The sequence below is a fragment of the Chondromyces crocatus genome (assembly GCF_001189295.1).
In the GTDB taxonomy this organism is placed as follows: domain Bacteria; phylum Myxococcota_A; class Polyangia; order Polyangiales; family Polyangiaceae; genus Chondromyces; species Chondromyces crocatus.
Genome location: NZ_CP012159.1, coordinates 2,458,912 through 2,471,844 on the forward strand (window position 1 = coordinate 2,458,912; position 12,933 = coordinate 2,471,844).

A 12,933-nucleotide genomic window follows, 5' to 3' on the forward strand; every position below is an offset into this window, starting at 1 on the left:
GCCCGGAGCGACACGTCTTTGCGCGCCCTGGCGCGGAACGCCGCGTGCCTTGGGGGTTCCCCCAGGAGAGGGAAGCCAGCGCGCCCCGCCCACGTCGGAGCGCTGGCTGGCCCCGCACCGCGAGGAGACCATGCAGAACGGTGGAGCAGCTTTGGGGGTGCAGGGTCCGACGGACCGGGGGCCGGTGACAGGAGCGCTGATGCAGCGGGCGCTGGAACTGGTGGCCCTGCGAGGGCGTGATGTGGTGGGCGTAAGGCACATCCTCGACGGGCGTGCGCACGTGGGGGCCGATCCAGCGGCCGTCGCGCACGCGGTGAGAGGGGATCTCATCGCCGAGGTGGTGGGCGACCGCTTCACGATCTTCGTGCCGGCCGGCACACGAGCGCGGCTGCACCAAGCGGATGGTCTGGCCCGTTTGCTCACAGGCCCCGTCGAGGTGTCCCTCCTGGAGGGGGATCGGGCGGTGCTGGTGCTGGGGGAGATCCAGATCCGTGCGCAGATCGTGCCGGTCGAGGTGGTCTCTCGCGACACCACGACGTCCTCGCGCTGGGGCCGCAGCAAGGGCGCAGGGCCGACGGGCGTGGCGCGCTGGGTGGGACTCGTGGGGGCGATCTATGCGGTCGCGTTGACGGTCTGTGCGCTCTTCGCCACGCCAGAGCGGGTGCTGCTCCAGCAGGGGGTGGTGGGGCGCGCGGTGTCCACGGCCGCGGCGGCCGCGCAAGCGTCGCTACTCGCCTCCAACAAGCCAGTAGTGGAAGGCGTGAAACGACCCTCCGCGCAGCAGTTCGACTTCGACGGGCGCGCCATCCCGCTCGATCACGCCGGACTCCTCGGCGCTCCCTGAGGTGGCCGTCGGGATCTGGAGCGAGCGCTCGACCCAGGGCTGCCTCTCGCCGTCCGCGCCGGGGACCTCCACCTCTCCGAGTTCCTGGCCGCCGAGGCGGACGCGCAGCGTCGCGCCAGTGTCCGACATCACGCGCAGGACGAGCCGCAGCCCGTTGGGTCGTGGGGTGGGCATGCCGAGCATGAACCGATCCCGCCTGCGGTGGTAGCGACCTCCATCCGCCACGAGGGTGGGGACCTCGGTCCCTCGTGGCAGCGCTTCCGTCGGGTGCGAGGAGGGAGCGCGTCGGGTCGCGAGGCGGTTGTTCTGATCGTGGCCGTGAGCCTTGTCGTACTGGTGGCTTGCTTCGGACTCGAGATCGGCGACATCGACCTCGTCGAGGATGCGCTCGCCTGCGCCGAGCCTCTCCGGAAACGCCCCGGAGCCCAGGGCATCGTAGCGGGCTTCGTAGACCGTCATGGTCACGCCGCCGAGGATGCTTTGCTCGGTGACGGTGGCCGAGACCAGCTCGCGCCCGAGCAAGGGGGGGCAGCTCATCCAGTGGGGATAGACGACGAAGTGGGTGGGGAGGCGCGCGCGTGGGAGCCGTTCATAATGCTCGAAGCGTGAGCCTGCGCCCGCGATCCAGTAGCGCGCCTCTCCGGACGTGGTGAGGCCGACGATGTCGAAGGTCCGACGTCCAGAGAGGTAAGCGATCGCTCCCGTGTCGTTCACACCGAGGATCGCGTCTGCGGGCAAGTGCTGCTCGGCCCAGCGCCCCAGCCACACCTGCTGGCGATCGATGGCGCTGGCCGACTGAGACAGGTCCTGCACGGTCCAGGGGAGCCGCGTCGCCAGGACGCCCGTGGCGCCACCGAGCAGGAGCGGGGTGAGCCAGGCGGTGGGGTAGAGCCGACGCTGCAGCCGCCGCGCGACGACGCGGCGAAGCCACCGCGCGCCGTCGCCCAGGGTCCCTGCGAGGCACGCCACCATCACGAACCAGGCCGGGACGAAGGGCCAGACGTAGCGCAGTCGGTTCCACAGGAACGTGAGGTAGGTGCAGGGGATGAGGACGCCGAGCGCGAGCAGGGCGACCACGGCTGCGTGCGCAGGTCGTCGACGCCTGACGGCGGCGATGGGGAGCGCGAGGAGACCGAGCAAGAAGGGAACGCGCGCGCCGTCGGGGAGGAAAACCGTGGTCCAACCGCCTCCGTCGAGCACGTCGGTGAAGAGGAGCTTCACGTTGCCCCAGACCGCAGCGACGAGGGTCGCTCCCTCGTAGCTCGGGTTGCCGAGGAGCCATTTCGCGGTGGTGGTCGTGGCGCGGACGTCTCCGGTCAGGCTCCAGTTGAGGGCGGGTCCGAGGGCGACACCCGCGAGCGGTGTGAGCGCGGGGAGGTGGCGGAAGCGGACCGATGGGGGAGACGCAGGTCGCATCGCGAGCGCGGCGGTGGCGATGAGCGTCGCCAGTACGCCCTCGGGCCGGATGAGCGGCGCGACCGCCCCGAGGAGACCCAGGCCCAGAGCGCCTCGGAGGGTGCGGGGAGGGGCGTCGCGGTCGGGTTCGATCCAGGCCGCTGCGACGCGCCCCGCGCGCAACAGGATCCAGGCGAGCGCCATGGTCTCCATGCCGCTCCACGCGAACCAGGCAAAGGCACCGAACGCGAGGCACAGGGCGCCCGCGCCGATGGCCGCCGCCCGCCCGGCGAGCGGTCGGGTGAGCCGCGTGGCTTCGACGGCGACGCCAGCGTGCGCGAGGGTGCCGAGGAGCCAGGCCGCCCAGATGATCGAGAGGTCGCGCAGCCCGAGCTTGTAGAACGGGGCGAGCAAGAGCGGCCAGAGCTGGCTGGTGGCGCCGCTGGAGTAGCCTTCGCCGTCGACATACGAGAAGAAATGACCGCCGGCGAGCCGCCGCGCGAACTGGAAATGGATGAACGCGTCGTCGAGCGGGACCGCCGGGTGACCGGCCTTCGCGAGGATGGCGCGAACGCAGAAGGCGCCGATGATCGTGCTGACGAGGAGCGCAGGAAGGTAGGCCCCGGCCCTCTCTGCGAGTCGCGTGAGGCGCGAGGGCGACGGGCGCATGGGTCGGCCATACCATGTTCCGCCTGGCGGGGGGGTGGGTGCGCCGGAGGTGGACGGAGCGGCAAGGTTGCTCTAGAGCCCCGCCTTCGCATGGCCTTTCAGCCCCGCCCCAACCATCCCTATGCCCACGCCGCCCGCTTTCCGGAAGGGAAGGAGGTGAACATCGACGATCTGTTCCGCGTCCCGCGATCTCCCCTGCACGCGAGCGTTTCCACCGAGGCGAGCACCGAGGCGAGTTCCGAGGCGAGTGCCGAGGCGAGTGCCGAGGTCGGCGCTGTGGACGCTGTCCCCTCGGGGCCCGTGGAGATCGAGGTGGGGCCCGGCCGCGGTGGGTTCCTGTTCGAGCGCGCGGTCGCGTGCCCCCAAGCGCGCCTCGTGGGGCTCGAGATCCGGCTGAAGTGGTCGGCCATCGTGGACGACCGGCTGCGCAAGCGTGGGTTCGGCGCGCGCGTGCGTGCCCTCAACGCCGACGCGCGTGAGGCGCTGCGGCGCCTGCGCCCGGATGGTTCGGTCGCTCGGTTCTATCTCCACTTTCCGGACCCCTGGTGGAAGAAGAAGCACCAGAAGCGGCTGGTGATGAGTCCTGACCTCCTGGACGAGATGGCGCGGCTCCTGGAAGACGGCGGTGAGCTGTTCGTACAGACCGACGTGGAGGAGCGTGCTGGCCTTTATGCCGCACAGATCGGGGCTCACGCTGCGTTCGAACCGGCTGGCGACCAGGAAGGGGCGCCGGAGCTGGCGGAGAATCCCTATGGCGCGCGGAGTCCGCGAGAGCATCGGGCCATCGAGGACGGCCTGCCAGTGACGCGGCTGCGGTATCGACGGAGAGTCCGGGGATAGCCACGGATGATCCCGGAGGCGTGACCGTGACAGGGAGGTGAGGGCATGTGTCGCATGAGGACACCAGCCAACCTGCGCTGGAAAGAGCCCGACCCAGAACCCCGGATTCCCCCTGCCCTTGCTTGCGTGTCTTGGCGCTTGCTCGCGCCCAGATCCGAGCGATACCCTCACCCATCATGCGCGTTCAGCTTCGCTGGGCAGTTCTTCTCATCGCCGCCCTCTCCGGGGCGAGCTGCGCCACGTACTCACAGGACCTCGAGCGCGCGCGGTCCCACTACGAGGCCAACCAGTACGAGCAAGCGCTTGCGCTGTTCAGGGTTCTGGAGCCCGACATGGACTCCTTCTCGGCCGCGGAGCAAGCGCAGTACGCGTACCACCGGGGGATGACGGACTACCGGCTCGCCGAGCTGTCTCCTCAGGGGACAGGGGTCGCAGATCCTCGCAAGGCCTTCCGGGACAACGCCCGCCACTGGCTCGCGCTGGCCGCCGCCATCGAGAAGAACACGCCCGGGAGCGTGAACACCGATCAGAAGCAGCGTCTGACCACGACGCTGACGGACCTGAACCAGGATGTCTTCGGCGGCGGAGAGGCGCTCGCAGAAGCGTCGGCTCCCTCCGGAAACGGGGGGCCTTCCGACGCCGCGACCGTCCCTACCAGCCCTGAAGGGGGGCCGCCAGGGTCGTCTCCACCTCAGGCTGTGCCGTAACGTTCGAGAGACCACGGGGGACTCCATGGGCCTCGTGCACGACGCGAGGCTTCATGGGGGAAGATGTGCCCAGCCTTCGAGCGAGCGCGAGAGAGCGCGAAGCCCCCTCTGGATGAAGCTCAGTCCGCCTCGTCGCGCGATGCGATGCGATCGTTGGGCGTCGAGGGGTATCGATGGCAGGGAGCAGAGCTGGTTCAGGAGCAGCTCTCGAGCGTGGCCAAGTGGGATCAGGACGCTAGATTGCGTCGCAACGAGGTGATCTCATCCTTCGCGAGCAGCTTTCTCTTCTTCAGATCGACGACCTCGACTTGCTCGTCCGGGGTCATGTACGTGCGTCTTCCCAGCTCCTGCAGCCGAGCGTCGAGTTCTCGATGACGGGCTTCGGCGAGGGTGAGCTTTTCTTGCGTGTCGATCGAAGCGAACGCGCGAGGAGAGAGAACCTGTTGCTTCATGTACCCACCTCCAGAGGACCCTCTTGCTTCCGAGGATCCAGGTTGTCGGAACGGCGAAGCTGCCAAGCCCGTCGCCGGGCAACCCCGCAGCGTCGAGACGATCAACAGATTACGCCATCAGCAGTCCCCCATGCAGGGATTTTTCGGGTGCAGCCCGTCTGAACGCCTGAGCCTTCAGGCTTATCCTTCACCTCACATGCCCGCTCCGTTCGTCCAGAGAACCGCTGTCGTTGCCGGGGTCTTCGTCTGGGTCGTAGTGTTGCTCACATCCGCTTGCGCGAGCACGCCGAGCGCCGAGACGGTTGCATCACCGCGCGAGGTGCCCGCGCGCGCCGTCGTCGAAGTCGCGCCGATCGTGGTCTCTCCCTACACGGACGAGCAGCTCACGGCGCTCTTCGAGGAAGCGCGCGTGCTCCTTCTGGGGGGAAAGCCTCAGGAGGCGGCGCGCCAGTTCGAGCTTCTCGCGCGCCTCGCGCCTCTGGGCACCGTCGCTCCACCCAGCGTGCTGAATGCCGGGATCGCCCACGACGAGCTCGGGGATCGAGAGACCGCGGCGGATCGATACCGTGAGGTGCTCCGAAGCTTTCCAGAGCACGAGGTGACGCGCGCGGCCTTGCTCCGTCTGGTGCGCGCTGCGGCCTACATGGAGCGCTGGACCGAGGTGATCGAGTGCGCCGAGCGCTTGATCGGTCACCGTGCGTCGAGCGTCCTCGAGATGGTCGAAGCGCGCGGAGCGCGCGCCCTCGGGCTCGTCGAGCTGGATCGTGTCGACGAGGCGGCGCGGGAGGTCGGCCGCGCGCGAGATCTCATCGAAGAGCACCGCCTCGGTGAAGCGGGCAAGCCTCCTCTCGAACTCGCTCAGGTCCATTTCGCGCTCGGCGAGGTGCGCCGTCGTCGCAGTGAGGCGATCGTGTTTCAGCCATTTCCACGAGATTTTGCGGACGCTCTGGAGCGCCGCTGTCAGGGGCTCCTCGACGCCCAGAGCGCGTACTCCGAGACCATGCGCAGCCTGGATGCGCACTGGTCGGCGATGGCGGGGTATCGGGTCGCCCAGCTTTACCGCGACCTCCACCGTGATCTGATGCAGATCACGCTGACGGATGCGCAGGCCTCGCCGGCGAAGCGCGAGCTCTTCGAGGGGGCGAAGCGGCTGCGTTACCGGGTGCTCCTCGAGAAGGGGAAGAAGATGATGGATGGCACGGTGAAGATGGCCGAGCGCACGGGCGAGTCCTCGGGCTGGGCGCGCCGGGCTCGCGAGGCACAGCAGGAGCTGGAGCGCGCGCTGGCGGAGGAAAAAGAGGCGCTGGCTCGGCTCCCTTACACGGAGGCCGAGCTCAACGCGGCGCTGGCGACCCTGAAACGTCCCTGAAAGCTATCCCCGCCGGACGGGAGGGGCTCACCCGTCGTCCTTCTGCGCCTGCCGTCGCCGGAGGGACCTCCCCGCACGCTGGGCGTGGCCCGCTCTTCGCCCAGAAAAGCGTTTCGCATGTTCGGAGTGCGGAGTGCCCACTGCTCGCGAGCGGGCGCCATTCCCACTTGTCGGAACGGGTTTTCCGAGGCTGTGGCGGGATGCAACGCCCCGGGATGAGGGTCGAGGCGGGCGGGCGCCGAGGTCGCTGACGGTGAGCCGCCAAGCCACAAAGGTGGTCGTATGTGCAGGGAGGGGACGCTCAGCGCACCCCCCTCGGGGTCGAGGGGGGCGGCTCGTGGAACAGGGCCTCGCGCGGCCTGCTCCTCAATCCACGCGCGGAGCGCAGCCGAAGAGGACCTTGAGCTGAACGCTGCTGTTGCTTCGCGCCGTCTCGCAGGAGTTCGGGCAGAGCGCGATCTGCGTGGGAGGAGGGGTCGAGTCGATGGGCTTGTCGAAGTACCAGCCAGGGCCGTTCCCGCAGAGCGTCGCGTTGTTGACGCGAGGGAGCTCGGTGGTGACGCCGTTGGAGCCAGTGAAGCTGACCGCCACCTTGTAGAGGTCGAGCATCTCACCCAGAGGCGGGTCGGGGATCGGGAACTCGCACGCCAGGGCGTTGGCGCGGATCTCGGCCATCTTCTGGGCGAACAGGTTGATGTTGCCCGTCACGTCGTACGCCTGGGTCGTGCCACCCGCCATCGCGATCTGGTTGAGGTTGGCCACGTTCGCGCCCTGCATCGCGATGAGGTAGGTCTGCACGCCGTTGTAGAGGCGCGCCTGGGTCGCGAGCTGCGCGATGGCCGTCGTCGTGTCGTTGCCGGTGCAGCCGTTCGGCGAACCGTCGGTCGCGAGGACGACGATGACTTTGTGGTCAGGGTTCGCGTCCTGGTGCGCCGTCGCCTTGGTCAACACACCCCGAAGGGCGCCCCACGTGGGTGTGTTCGGGCCATTCGGGGTCTCGCCCGCGAGAGAAGCCTTCAGGACGGGGGCATTCAACGGCAACGCCGCGATGTCCACGGCGAGGTTGTTGTAGATCGTGTAATCGCACGAGCTGTTGATCGGGTAGTACTGCAGGCCGACGTTGATCCCATCTGCCTCGGGAGCGTCGAAGAAGTTGCTGAGGGCCGCGACCGAGCCGTTCCACAGCGAGCCCGACATGCTGCCGGACTTGTCGAGGAGCACGATCATGTCGAGCGGGATCAGCTCTGCTTCCGCACTGGTGGAGGTGCAGGCGGCGTCCGGGTCGACGTTCGAGCCACCCTGACCCCCGCCACCCACGCCGATGTTGAGTCCACCTTCGCCGCCGGTGCCGGGTTCGCTTCCCCCGCTCCCTCCGGTCCCCGTCCCCACCGTCGTGCTGCTCGTGCTGGGCGTGGGGTTGGAGTTGCCATCATCCGTGGTCGCAGAGCATCCCCAGGGGGCCAGGAAGCCAGCCAATGCGACGAGCGGGACAAAATACTGAAGCTTCCGGAAGCTCATGCTGCGCTCCTCAAGAGTCGTGTCGTCAGAGACGTTGTGATTGATATTGAGGCGGTGTCTCGCGAGCCCGTGCCGAACATCCTGCTCGCCGGAGGAGGCCCTGTCGGATCCGGGGGCCTCCCGACACCAGTCGTGCATCATAAACCATCCTTCCGGTGCAGGGACGACAAGTCAGACAAGATTTTGTTATTCTTGTCGTCGGCGGCAGCATCGGTCGTGTCGACCCGGTCAGGATCGGTCGAAGCGGCCTCCTCCCCCACTCCTGCCGGACGCGCTTTCCAGAGCCGGTTCTCGCGGAGCAGATCGACATGACCCGATGTATTTCCTGGGCTTTTGTGGCTGTCTGCCTGACATCGCTCGGGTGCTCGAAGCCGCTCGATTCGGGGCTGGACGCGACCGGCGGAGCAGGGCTCGGTGGCACGGGAGCGGGGTCTGCCGGTGGCGGCGGAGGTGAGGGGGGTGGGGGAGGAGCGGGAGGGGACCCGAGCCCCCCCAACCCTTGCGTGATCGACTGCTCCACCATCCAGACCCCCGCCTGTCTCCAGGGCATCTGCGATACGGAGCTGAAGTCCTGCATCATCGTCCCCACCCCTGGCGGTGAGCCCTGCGACGACGGCAGGTTCTGTACGGTGGGCGAGACGTGCTCCGCGGGGGTCTGTCAGGGCGGGGAACTCAATACCTGCGGGCTCGCGATCGATCAGTGTCAGAGCGCGATCTGCAGCGAAGGCGACCAGGCATGCACCCTGACACCCAAGGACGATGGCACGAGCTGCGTGTCGGACAGTCTCTGCGACATCGTCGCGGAGTGTCAGGAGGGGACCTGTGTCGGGACGCCGCGCGACTGCTTCTTTTTCCCCGTGCAGGACTCCTGCAAGGTCGCGGCGTGCAACCCGGCCACGGGAAACTGTGAGGCCGTCGCCGGGAACGAGGGCGCCGCGTGCTCCGATTCAGGTGACCTCTGCAGGTCAGGCAAGTCGTGTCAGGGGGGACTTTGCCTGGGAGGGACGCCCAAGGTCTGCAACCACCTGAGCGCCGGCTGCACGAACGGCTACTGTGATCCGGGGACGGGCAACTGCGCGACCCGCGCCGTCCAGCCTGGGGACCCGTGCGATCAGGCGACGACCGCTTGCACCCTCGGTGTCTGTGCTGCCGACGGACAGTGCGTCGCCACGCCTCAGCACGATGGCGGCGCCTGCGATGATGGGAACGCGTGCACCATCGGGGAGACATGCCTCGCCGGGCTCTGCCAGGGGGGGCAGGTGGGGGGGTACGTCGTGTACTTCTCCGAGACCTTCGCCAACAACAGCGCGGGTTGGACCTTCACGCCGGGCACCAGGAACGATGGTACGCCCATCCAGTCCTGGGCCATCGGCGCGACGGCCGGGTCGACTGGCCATAACTATGGCTTTGGTGACCCCACGCTGGATCACACCTCCACGAGCGACAACGGCGTCGCTGGCGTGGTGCTCGGGGGCAACATCACCAAGGTGATCCACACGCCGAACTACATCGAGAGCCCACCCATCAACACCGACGTCCCCGGTCCGGTGTGGCTCGAGTTTCGCCGGTGGTTGAACAGCGACTACGCGACCTCGAGTGTCCCGTACATGGTGAACTACGTCGAGGTGTGGGACGGCGCGACCTGGAATGTCCTCTGGCAGAGCGGAGGGTCGCCTGGCATCCAGGACAGCGCCTGGAATCACCTGTCGTACGATGTCACGGCCTACAAGAGCCCAGCGATGAAGGTCCGCTTCGGTTACCGGGTCGGGTCGGTCAGTGTGCGCACGGTTTCGAGCTGGAACATCGATGACGTGATCATCGCGAATGCCGTGTGCAACTGACGTCGGGAGAGGGGGGCGCCGAGCAGGTAGGCCTGCTCAGGGCTGACGCTTTCGCTTGCCGTGCTTGCGCATGCGGGGCTCGGGCGGAGGCCTGGCAGGCACGCGGAGGATGTGAAATCGACCGCCACCGCGCGAGAGCGGATCGGTGATCTGTTTCGCGCGCTCCCTCGCCCGCTCCATCAGCCGCGCTTGCGCGCGCACCACAGGCGTGGGCGGTGGCGGCGGGGTCACCCGGCGGTAGCTCCCGTCGGCCGCGAGTTCCCAGGACTTCATGTTGTCCGACATGACGAGATCCAGGATCTCGCCGGCGCGCGTCTTCACCTCGGGGTCGAGGATCGGCGTGAGCACCTCGACGCGTCGATGGAAGTTGCGGGGCATCCAGTCCGCGCTCGACAGGTAGAGTTCCTCCTCGCCGCCGTTGGCGAACCGGAAGAGGCGTTTGTGCTCGAGGAAGCGATCGATGATCGCGCGGACGTGGATTCGATCGGAGAGCCCCGGGATCCCTGGGCGCAAGCAGCAGACGCCTCGCACGCCGAGCTTGATGTCCACGCCGGCCTGAGAGGCCGCATAGAGGGCGTCGATCACGTCGACGTCCACGAGCGCGTTCATCTGCGCGACGATCAGCGCCTTGCGGCCCGCGCGCGCATGGGCCGCCTCGCGCGCGATGAACCCCAGGATGGCCTCGTGCAAGCCGAGAGGTGCCACGATCAGTCGGTTCCAGCGGGGTGGTGCGCTGTAGCCGGTGAGCAGGTTGAAGAGGCTCGTCACGTCCTCTCCGATCTCGCTGTTCGCCGTGAGCAGGCCGAGGTCCGTGTAGAGCCGGCTCGTCTGAGGGTTGTAGTTGCCGGTGCTGAGGTGCACGTAGCGGCGGAGTTTGTCTTTCTCTCGCCGGACGACGAGCAGTGCCTTGGCGTGCGTCTTCAGGCCGAGGAGACCATAGATGACCTGGACTCCGCTCTGCTCCAGGGTCCTTGCCCACTGGATGTTGCTGGCCTCGTCGAAGCGGGCCTTCAGCTCCACGATGGTCGTCACCTGCTTGCCGTTTTCTGCAGCACGCGCGAGCGCCTTGAGGATGGGGGAGTCCCCACCGGTCCGGTAGAGCGTCTGCTTGATCGCCAGCACGTTGGGATCGTCTGCGGCGCGCGACACGAGTTCGATGACGGGATCGAACGAGTCGTAAGGGTGGTTCAGCAGGACGTCTTTCTCGCGGATGACGGCGAAGAAATCGTCTGGATCCCGGAGCGCCTGCGGTACCTGGGGCGTGAAGGGTTCGTCGCGCAGCTCGCGGCGATCATCGTCGGAGACCATCGTCATCAGGTCGGCGAGGTACAGCGGACCATTCACGCGGTAGACGTCGTATCGCTGGTCGATCTTCAGCGCCCGGCAGAGCCGCGCGACACTCGTCTCGACGCCTTCCCCCATGCCGATCTCGACGCGGACGGCGTTGCCTCGGTCGCGGCGCCGCAGCTCGGCCTGGATGGTCGCGAGGAGATCCTCCCCTTCCTCCTCGTCGATCTCCAGATCCCAGTTCCGCGTGACGCGGAATGGGTAGGTCCCGCGGATGCGCGCCGAGGGGAAGAGCTGTTTCACGTGCCGCGCAATCACGTCCTCGAGCAGCACGAAGCCGCGGGTCGCGCCTTCCACCTGAACGCGCATGAGGCGGCTCAGCATGGCGGGGACCTGGATCACCGCGAAACCCGGCTCCTGGCCATCGTGCTCCCTCGCGAACATGATCCCGAGGTTGATGGTCTTGTTCCGCAGGTGAGGGAAGGGATGGCCAGGGTCCACGGCCAGGGGCGTCAGGACCGGGAAGATGTCGCTCCAGAAGCGCTCGTCGAGCGAGGTGAGCGCGTCAGGCGCGAGTTCCTCGGGCTTCATGAGGACGATGCCCACCTTGCGGAGCGCTGGCACCAGATCTTCGTTCCAGAGGCGGTAGGCCGCGTCGAACATGGCGTGAGCCTTCGCGCCGATGGCCACGAGCTGCTCTTGCGGTGTCAGGCCATCGGGCGGCATCTCGGTGATGGTCCGCAGCGTCTGTGCCTGCAGGCCTGCCACGCGGACCATGAAGAATTCGTCGATGTTGGAGAAGAAGATCCCCAAAAATTTCAGCCGCTCGAAGAGAGGGACATCCGGGGATCCTGCTTCGGCGAGCACCCGGCTGTTGAACTCCAGCCACGAGAGTTCGCGGTTCAGGTAGTGCGTCGGGTCCCCCTCGATCGGGACGAGTCCCACGTCCTCACCCGACGGTCGTGCGGCGGGGATGGTGCTTTCTGACGTGCCACCATTGCGGGCCGTGCGGCCGTCCTGAGTGGGGGACAGAGGCGCTTCAGCGGGGGTAGAGGGGAAATCTGCCATCGTCAGCGCTCGACTTTAGCGCAGGTCTGATAGGGTCCACCCATGGAGCTCTGGAGTAGCCCAGAAGATTTTCGTCGAGCGTGCGAGAACGTACGCGCGGGGGGTGGTCGGCTGGGCCTCGTCCCCACGATGGGAGCCCTCCATGCAGGTCATCAGGCGCTGATCCGAGAGGCCCGCAGACGCTCCAGCGTCGTGGCGGTCTCTGTTTTCGTCAACCCGACCCAGTTTGCCCCTGGCGAAGACTACGAGCGGTATCCACGTGCTCGTGAGCGGGACGTCGCCGCCTGCGAAGAGGCAGGGGCCTCGATCGTGTTCGCGCCCGACGCTGCTGCGATGTACCCGCCGGGCGACGAGACCCGCGTGCTGCCCGGCCCGACGGCGGCTCCCCTCTGCGGCGCACATCGCCCTGGCCATTTCGAGGGGGTGGCCACGATCGTCGCGAAGCTCCTCATTCTCGCGGGACCCTGCATCGCGGTCTTTGGAAGAAAAGATTACCAGCAGCTGACGGTCATCCGCCGGTTGGTCCTCGACCTTCTACTTCCGGTGGAGGTCGTGGGGATGCCGACGGTGCGTGAGCCGGATGGCCTTGCTTTGTCCTCTCGAAATGCCTATCTCTCACCCGCCGAGCGGGACCGCGCCGCTGAAATCCCGCGCGCCCTCGCAGACGCCGCTCATCTGTTCGCGCGTGGCGAGCGCAATGCAGGTGCGCTGGTCGCGTCCTGTCGCGACAGGGTCGCTCGGATTGCGGATCGTATCGACTATGTCGATGTCGCCGAGCCGGAGTCCCTCAGGGTGTTCGGATCGGAGGAGGACATCGGCGCTCGGGCAGTGCTCGCGGTGGCCTTGAAGATCGGGTCCACGCGGTTGATTGATAACCTGGTGCTGGGAGAAGATCCTCCGCCGATCACGGGGAGTGACGCACCCAGTCCAGCTGGAATGTGAG

At 67.5% G+C, this 12,933-nt stretch carries 10 protein-coding genes; 6 read left to right on the forward strand and 4 right to left on the reverse strand.

Going from position 1 to position 12,933, the window contains the following annotated elements:
• The first annotated feature begins 130 nt into the window (after positions 1-130).
• A complete protein-coding gene (locus CMC5_RS44145; RefSeq protein ID WP_179955518.1) occupies positions 131-844 on the forward strand; it encodes a hypothetical protein in 714 nt (237 codons plus the stop codon).
• Here CMC5_RS44145 and CMC5_RS09135 read toward each other — a convergent pair.
• Positions 728-2,908, reverse strand: coding sequence for a hypothetical protein (locus CMC5_RS09135; protein ID WP_050430036.1), 2,181 nt, complete (start codon positions 2,906-2,908; stop codon positions 728-730). The two genes, CMC5_RS44145 and CMC5_RS09135, sit on opposite strands and share 117 nt — an antisense overlap.
• Before the next feature lie 90 nt (positions 2,909-2,998).
• Here CMC5_RS09135 and trmB point away from each other — a divergent pair, with 90 nt between their 5' ends.
• Positions 2,999-3,748 (forward strand): tRNA (guanine(46)-N(7))-methyltransferase TrmB, encoded by a 750-nt coding sequence (gene trmB, locus CMC5_RS09140; RefSeq protein ID WP_245678370.1) that lies wholly within the window; start codon positions 2,999-3,001, stop codon positions 3,746-3,748.
• Between the two features lie 176 nt (positions 3,749-3,924).
• Positions 3,925-4,455 carry an outer membrane protein assembly factor BamD gene (locus CMC5_RS09145; protein WP_050430037.1) on the forward strand — a complete coding sequence of 177 codons (531 nt, stop codon included), beginning with the start codon at positions 3,925-3,927 and terminating at the stop codon, positions 4,453-4,455.
• Positions 4,456-4,682: 227 nt separating this feature from the next.
• Here the strand turns inward: CMC5_RS09145 and CMC5_RS09150 are convergent, their stop codons facing one another.
• Positions 4,683-4,907: an HP1242/YdcH family protein gene (locus CMC5_RS09150; protein WP_050430038.1), complete on the reverse strand. Its 225-nt coding sequence runs from the start codon at positions 4,905-4,907 to the stop codon at positions 4,683-4,685.
• 256 nt (positions 4,908-5,163) lie between these two features.
• On the opposite strand from CMC5_RS09150, the gene CMC5_RS09155 reads away from it, so the two are divergent.
• Positions 5,164-6,276, forward strand: coding sequence for a tetratricopeptide repeat protein (locus CMC5_RS09155; RefSeq protein WP_425394826.1), 1,113 nt, complete (start codon positions 5,164-5,166; stop codon positions 6,274-6,276).
• A gap of 366 nt (positions 6,277-6,642) precedes the next feature.
• Here the strand turns inward: CMC5_RS09155 and CMC5_RS09160 are convergent, their stop codons facing one another.
• Positions 6,643-7,794 (reverse strand): vWA domain-containing protein, encoded by a 1,152-nt coding sequence (locus CMC5_RS09160; protein WP_050430039.1) that lies wholly within the window; start codon positions 7,792-7,794, stop codon positions 6,643-6,645.
• A gap of 308 nt (positions 7,795-8,102) precedes the next feature.
• Here CMC5_RS09160 and CMC5_RS09165 point away from each other — a divergent pair, with 308 nt between their 5' ends.
• Positions 8,103-9,635 carry a hypothetical protein gene (locus tag CMC5_RS09165; protein WP_156338382.1) on the forward strand — a complete coding sequence of 511 codons (1,533 nt, stop codon included), beginning with the start codon at positions 8,103-8,105 and terminating at the stop codon, positions 9,633-9,635.
• A gap of 36 nt (positions 9,636-9,671) precedes the next feature.
• Here CMC5_RS09165 and ppk1 read toward each other — a convergent pair whose 3' ends face one another.
• On the reverse strand, positions 9,672-11,867 hold the full coding sequence (gene ppk1 / locus CMC5_RS09170) for a polyphosphate kinase 1 (RefSeq protein WP_245678371.1): 2,196 nt from the start codon (positions 11,865-11,867) through the stop codon (positions 9,672-9,674).
• Between the two features lie 165 nt (positions 11,868-12,032).
• Here ppk1 and panC point away from each other — a divergent pair, with 165 nt between their 5' ends.
• Positions 12,033-12,932 carry a pantoate--beta-alanine ligase gene (gene panC / locus CMC5_RS09175; protein ID WP_050430042.1) on the forward strand — a complete coding sequence of 300 codons (900 nt, stop codon included), beginning with the start codon at positions 12,033-12,035 and terminating at the stop codon, positions 12,930-12,932.
• Position 12,933: the final 1 nt, after the last annotated feature.